Source organism: Botrimarina hoheduenensis (assembly GCF_007859815.1).
GTDB classification, from domain to species: Bacteria; Planctomycetota; Planctomycetia; order Pirellulales; family Lacipirellulaceae; genus Botrimarina; species Botrimarina hoheduenensis.
On the sequence record NZ_SJPH01000001.1, the window covers coordinates 986,582 to 992,984 of the forward strand.

7 protein-coding genes and 1 pseudogene are annotated in these 6,403 nt (G+C 58.2%); 2 read left to right on the plus strand and 6 right to left on the minus strand.

The genetic code is table 11. The annotated features are described in order from the left end of the window. Positions 1 to 56: 56 nt before the first annotated feature. Together Pla111_RS03785 and Pla111_RS17395 are read right to left on the minus strand one after the other, a co-directional pair. Entirely contained in the window at positions 57 to 251 is a 195-nt protein-coding gene (locus tag Pla111_RS03785) for a hypothetical protein (protein ID WP_146571487.1), read from the minus strand. A gap of 243 nt (positions 252 to 494) precedes the next feature. Then, the gene (locus tag Pla111_RS17395; RefSeq protein ID WP_231930649.1) at positions 495 to 707 is read right to left on the minus strand and encodes a hypothetical protein; all 213 of its coding nucleotides are present in this window, start codon (positions 705 to 707) and stop codon (positions 495 to 497) included. A 30-nt stretch (positions 708 to 737) separates the two neighbouring features. On the opposite strand from Pla111_RS17395, the gene Pla111_RS03790 reads away from it, so the two are divergent. Next, positions 738 to 1,655, plus strand: a complete 918-nt coding sequence (locus Pla111_RS03790; RefSeq protein WP_231930653.1) for a tyrosine-type recombinase/integrase — start codon at positions 738 to 740, stop codon at positions 1,653 to 1,655. Positions 1,656 to 1,688: 33 nt separating this feature from the next. On the opposite strand, the gene Pla111_RS03795 is transcribed toward Pla111_RS03790, so the two are convergent. After that, entirely contained in the window at positions 1,689 to 3,707 is a 2,019-nt protein-coding gene (locus Pla111_RS03795) for an FAD-dependent oxidoreductase (RefSeq protein WP_197524719.1), read from the minus strand. Between the two features lie 106 nt (positions 3,708 to 3,813). Between Pla111_RS03795 and Pla111_RS03800 the strand changes: the two genes are divergently transcribed. Next, complete coding sequence (locus Pla111_RS03800; protein ID WP_146571493.1) at positions 3,814 to 4,524, plus strand: class I SAM-dependent methyltransferase; 711 nt, start codon at positions 3,814 to 3,816, stop codon at positions 4,522 to 4,524. Positions 4,525 to 4,662: 138 nt separating this feature from the next. On the opposite strand, the gene Pla111_RS03805 is transcribed toward Pla111_RS03800, so the two are convergent. The 3 genes and pseudogenes from Pla111_RS03805 to Pla111_RS03815 all read right to left on the minus strand — a co-directional run. Continuing rightward, a complete protein-coding gene (locus Pla111_RS03805) occupies positions 4,663 to 4,998 on the minus strand; it encodes a DUF1580 domain-containing protein (RefSeq protein WP_146571495.1) in 336 nt (111 codons plus the stop codon). Positions 4,999 to 5,052: 54 nt separating this feature from the next. Then, a complete protein-coding gene (locus Pla111_RS03810) occupies positions 5,053 to 5,442 on the minus strand; it encodes a hypothetical protein (RefSeq protein WP_146445432.1) in 390 nt (129 codons plus the stop codon). Between the two features lie 3 nt (positions 5,443 to 5,445). Then, positions 5,446 to 6,403, minus strand: a pseudogene (locus Pla111_RS03815) (hypothetical protein); the annotation flags it as partial.

Consider the following 6,403-nt stretch of genomic DNA (forward strand, 5'->3'; position numbering starts at 1 on the left):
AACCCTCGTATAAGTAGTCAAGCACATCGATCGTGGGTGCACGATCGACACCAGCTTCAGCGCGTCTGAGCCGATGCCGTCGCCCAGCCAAGCAGCAGTTGCCGTTCTTCGTCCGCGATGAAGATCCGGCTCTGGTGTACGCGAATCCGGGTCATCTCCAGCTCGGCCTTCAAGAACAGGATCTGCCGACGGAGTTGCTTCTCATCGGAGCGGGCAAAGAGGAAGAACAACGGGCTGAACCAAGGCGGCATGGAGGCGGCCTCCTCGCAATTCTCGGGGAATTCCGGGATGACAACCTTTCCGAACCCCTGGGGTTGGCCCGATTCTCCACCCGCTCGGGCCGCCCGCAAGCGACTACTAGTTTGCGAGGCGAAAAATGCTAACGCTTGCTAATCGATGACAACCGTTGCTAATGGTTGCAAGCCTCCCAAGCTAGTAGTAATCTCCCTAAAGCGTTAGAAGCGAGGAGGTTACAGCAGGTGGCTCGCCGAGGCTCATAACCTCGAGGTCGTCGCTACGGTTCCGGTGAGAGCCACGAGCGGTACGAGGACCTGATCAAGCGGTGGCGTCTCCGCCGCGACGCGCAGCGGCCCGATCTGGCCGAGGCCGACCCGAAATCCGAGCTGACCGTCAAGCGGCTGCGGCGACGCCTGGAGCAAGGGCACGTCGTCACGCTCAACGAGCTGGCGATCGTCTACGAGGACCACGCCCACTCCTACTACGTCAAGAACGGCAAGGTGACCCGCGAGGGGGAACAGGTAAGCGAAATCCTCAAGCTGCTTTTGCGTCACCACGGCGAAGAAGACGCGGCCGCGTTCGGCCCGGTGAAGCTCAAGGACCTGCGGGAGCTGATGATCGACCCCAAGGGGTGGTCCCGCAAGCACATCAACGAACACGTCAACCGCATCCGGCGGATGTTCGCTTGGGCGTGCGAGAACGAGCTCGTGCCGCCGCTCGTCCATCATGCGTTGCAGTCGGTGGCCGGGCTCAAGAAGGGACGCAGCCGGGCCCGCGACAACGGCCGGGTGACGGTCATCGACGACGCGTCCGTCGCGGCGACCTTGAAGCACGCCCCGGAGATCGTTGCGGACATGGTCCGGTTCCAGCGGCTCACCGGCGCCAGGCCTGGCGAGGTCTGCGGCCTGCGCCCGAGCGACTTGGAACGCACCGGGGACGTCTGGGTCTATCAGCTCGGGTCCCACAAGATGGAGCACTACGGTGCCGAGCGGCTGGTGATGGTCGGGCCGAAGGCTCAGAAGGTCCTTGCCCCCTACTTGCTTCGCGATCCGCTTTGGCCCTGCTTCGCTCCCGCCGAGACCTCCTGGATGACGCGTCGTCGCCGCGGGGAAGAAGGTAGCAACGAGCCGTTCGAGTCGATCCTCCGACGCGCCCATCAAGTAGTGACTAAGCGGGGGCCTATTCGGTTCTACGACGCCAACAGCTACCGGATCGCCATCCACCGGGCCTGCGTGAAGGCGGGCGTCGAGAAATGGTCCCCTAACCGGCTGCGGCACACAGCAGCGACCGAGGTGCGTAAGCAATTTGGTCTGGAGGCGGCCCAGGTGGTGTGTGGGCACCAGAGTGCCGAGGTCACTCAGATTTACGCCGAGCGGGACCTGGCCCTGGCGATGAAGGTCGCCCGGACCGTTGGATAACGACCCAGCTAGGCCCCAGATGAAATCGGGCGGTCAATATCTGCGGAAGTCGGCGTTGAAGCTCGAAACCGCATCCATCTTTAGGCTGTCTTCAAACACTTCCGCCAGAAGTGGCGTCTCTTTCAAAGCTGCGTGATTGTCAATTAACTCGCGATCACTCGGGTCCAACTTGCTAACGTATCCCGGATACTCTGCATTAGGAAAGTATAGTTCATCGTTGTTCTTCATAGTTAATATATTCTCACAGAAGCCTCTGCATGCGTGGTAAAGGACCTTGAGAAAACTATCATCCTCACCGAAGACAACTTGCTTCGCTGTATCGAGGAATAAAACAAGCGGAACAACTCGTCCTGCACGACCATGGTGCACAAAGGGAACCGCCAGCAGTGCCCCCAGCGGATCCGAACCTAGCCGAGAAGCACCGAGAGCCGCTACTGCTTCGTCAACCTCATTTGCGTCATCACCTTGCACGATAACAGGCTTACCCAATCGGCAAGCAAGCCCTACGATCCCATCGTCGACTTTATTGACTCTCCCCACTTCACCTTCCTTGCGATTGCCTGAATATCTGCATATCTGCTGGAAGTAGTCACCACCCCTTATGTGAACCAGGCGATGCAAAGTTACTCGATAGGCAAGATCCTCTGCTCCCGGCACTTCGAAAAACCGACGTAGCACATCAGCTAGAGTCGAAATAAAAGTCGTTGCGACCAACTGCGTTGCGGGTGGAACAAACTCTACGCTTGCTCCGCCAACAGCCTTGCCCCACCATCCTGGTTCCCAAATGATAGCCGACGGCTTTGCCTCGTTGCGGGCCATTAGCTCATTGCAAAGATCAGCACCTTCGGTAAAGTGCGCTGCCCGAAGGGCTTCCTCTCGATCTGTGCCATGTCGAATTGATTTGCGGCGACATTCGTGGTGCACACCATCGATCTCCACCGAATCCTTGCTCGCTGTGCATTTTCCGCCTCGGTATGAGAACGCACCGACTTTGTGGGATATGTATGTAAGAAGTGTATTTAGCAACGAGGCCTTCTCAAGCGTAAGCACATCGGATATTTCTTTGGGGTTTGCATTTAAGAAAACCTGCTGATCGGTCCGCTTGCGATCGTGAACGGCCTCTTTTGCGGTATCTAGCAGATTAGTGTCGTTGTAGAGAGCCCCATACTTATCGTACAGCCAAGACGATTTCCCCTTGTGTTCACCAGACAAGAACTGCTTCTTAATATTCCGAAGCGCTTCGTGCAGCCGGGTTTTCCCAGGCGGAAACAGCTCGCGGACGATACGCCCTTGGTGGAAGTCCTTTAGGCAGGCTCTGAGGAGATCGACAAGCCCTCCGTCACCTCGCCCCGAGACGATTACCACAGGAGCGTCCGAGCCTGAATCGGTGATAATTTGATTTAGACTGTCATTGCGCCAATAGGAATCTTGCCAGTCTGTTGTATGCCGCTCTACTCCGAATCCAACGGCGAAAACAACAACGTCGTATCGACTATCGCCATCTGCATCGTAAATCTTACTCGAACCCTTCCATGACACTCTGTTGTCGTCAGACACTCCCAGGAGTTCGACACCATGATGTATCGCCACCTTGTTGTAATATCTGTCATGGAACGAAGACAGAATCTGACGTGACACGTCGCTCGCAGTCGACTCTTCCCATGTCAGCATCGGCAATCCGGCATAGGGAAGGGACGACCCGTCTTCTGGCCAGTTATAAATGTGAGGATGGACCCAGCGCGTTTCACACCCTTGCTGCAAGTGCAGCAACACCGGCTTCCTCTCGAAGAGCGAAACCGACATTCCGAGCGTCGTTGCGGCGGCCGCGACCGAGAGCCCCGCAACGCCGCCTCCGATTACGGCGATCTTCAGTTCCTTGCCATGCTTCTCGTGCAGGCAGTAGACTAAGTTCAGCGCTCGGACCTGCTGGTCATAGATTGTTATGCCGGAATCAAAGCACCCGAGTGCGAACCGATTACTCCCTGGATTCGGCTGGGACCACTCTAGAAAGCTGTCAATGGGGTCATCCGCGGGAGCGACCGGATTGCTCATTTCTGCCGTTTTCCCTAGATTTCCTGGTTGGGGTTGCCGAAGGCAGCCGATGGGGTATACTTGTACACCTACTTCGCTTAGCTGAGCCATAAACCGAGCATTACCGATGATAGCAGAACGGTCCGTTTGCGAACCACGACAGCTTGCCCGCGATCAGTGGAACAGAGAGTACTCCACAGGGAAAATCATCCCAAGTTCGTCGCGATCATCGCCCGCTAAAGCGCTCACGCTTTTCGAACACACTGGAGCCTTTGGCGAGGGCGGCAATGCCTTGGACGCGGGATGCGGGAACGGCCGTAATGCGATCTACCTAGCCGAACTTGGGTGGAATCTGACCGCCGTTGACGCCTCTCCTGCCGCTGTCGAGATCGCTACTCGATCAGTACGCCGATCGTCGGTGACGTCGCGTGTGTGTGTGAATGAACAAGTCTTAGGCGAAGTTTGGCCTTACGCCGATGAAACATTTGACCTTGTGCTGGATTCGTATGTGCTCTGCCACTACTCTGACGAAGAGTTTATCCATTCGTATCTACGTCAGATGCGTCGCACACTATCTCCGGATGGAATTGCATACTCAGCCTTTTTTTCGACATCGGATTCCTACTATCGGGCGGTAGGATTGCCCGTTGCCGATTGCTCAAATACGGTCGTCGATCCTCATAATGGTTTAAGAAAGAGGCTGTACGAATTTGACGAGCTATCATCGCTTTTGGGTGAGTACTTTAAAATAGAGGCGAAAGTCGATTTTAGATTCGATGATACCTGTATCGGCGAACGGTACGAGCGCAGTGTGCTTGCCTTTCTCATGCGTCGATAGATCGTATTTCAGCAAGAGAGACTTGGACGATCGCGAGTAGGTTAGCGCCGAACAGTTAGTTCGCGATTAGCTCTTCCGGGCTCAGGTGTCAAAAGCGTGAGCCATAGATAGCAAGATTTAGCAGTTCAACTTAGGTAGTCAAGGCAAGCAGTCGGAGTCTCTGCCTGGGATGCGATTCCGAGTTGCTCTCGGGTTTATCAGACCTCGTTCGCTCAAATCCTCTCGGATCTGTTGGTGCCGTCGAAACTCCACCAGGTCGACGGTGCTTGTGGTCATGAAACGCACCAAGGCTTCGAGGCTCGTGTAGCGGACGCCGCCGAGCATCACCGATTCGAGCACCTTGCCGCGGGCCCCCTTCTGGACCCAGCGGTGGACCGTTGAGATGTGCAGCTTCTTTCCCCGCCGCGTCGGCAGGAAGTCGGGGACCTCGCGGATTGAGATCAGTTTTTCGTCGTGCAGCGTGTGGCCGGTCATCGGTTCGATCCCTCCTAAGGTGCTGGAGTAGCGGTGGTGGGTTGCTCAGTGAGATCAGTGTCCCGTCAGCGTCTCGATCGTGATCTTGTCGATCGACGGGCTCGATTCGGCCCGGTCGAACGTCCGCGGCCCTAGTTCTTCAAACGACTTGATCCGGCCGGCCGCGATCAGGTTGGCCAGGTCCGTGAGGTTGCGGCCGGTCACCGCGACGTGCGTCTTCTCCATCCCCAATAGGCACAGCTCGATGTAGCCGGCGTCCCGCTGTCGGATCTCACGCAGGTCGCAGTAGGCGTAGCTGACGGCCCGCCCGTCGCACAGCTGCACCTGGAACATCATCGGCGGCGGCTCGCTCGGGTTGACCCGCTTCCACGGGGCCTTGTCGGCGGTTGCGGAGGCGACGCTCGTGTGATGGTTCTCGTTGGATGGGAAGGGTAGACGGCTCATTTCTTAACTCCTGCCGAGGTGCGGCGCCGGTTGATAATGGATGGGGATTTGGCGTCGCTGCGGCGTCGCGTCGCGGCCTCCCACCCGAGCCCGCCACCATTCGCGGGCTCGTTCGATCAAGCGGAGATGGCTGCGTAGCTGCCGACGCTGTTGGCTTGCCCGCTGTACGGCGGCGGACCCCACCAACTCGGTGGCGGAAAGCTGCCGGCCGGCGTTCTGAATCGCCTGCACGACTGCGGCCTTGTTGTCGACGTACAGCGTGATGTCTTCGCGGCCGCGGCTGGCGGTGACGTACAGCTGTCGGGCGTTGATGGCGGGGAGTGACTCGGAGCCCATCGCGGCGATGACGTGCCGCTCGTCTTTGCCTTGGGCCGAGTGGCTCGTGACGACGTAGCCCAGGGCGAGGTGCCCGTAGTCCTTCGCCACCGTCATGCCGCTCTTGAGGCGGAGGTTGCCTTGCTTGTCGAAGCCGGCGATCTCGTCGACACGGCCGTTGCTGATCCGCCGCTGCTGCTTGTCGTTGGACGAACCACCGAGGCTGAACCGGATTTTGTCCCCCACGGACAAGCCGAGCTTCTTCTCGGCGTACGCCTCGAAGCGATCGGGGTGCTGGTAGGGGATCGGCTTCGCCGGCCCGCCGGAGAGGGGCGTCAGCTGGGGCTCGCCGGTCGCGTCTTGCGTAACGCGGTAACGTTCTCCTTTCTTGAAGCCCCCTTGGATGTTCTGGTGCAGCTGGACGACGACGCCCGGCTGGAGATAGGTCGCCCGCTGCGTCTTCTGGGCTTCGCTGAGATTGAGCGAGGTGAGCTGCAAGAATTCGCGGTCTTCTGTTCCTATCGCCCCTGGTCTTCCCCCCTGAAACTGAGCCATGCTGAATGAGAGAATCCCGAGCTGGGCGGTCCCCCGGCATGGAGGTTCTTTGATGAAGCGAACGAAGCATTCGACGGAGCAGATCATCGAG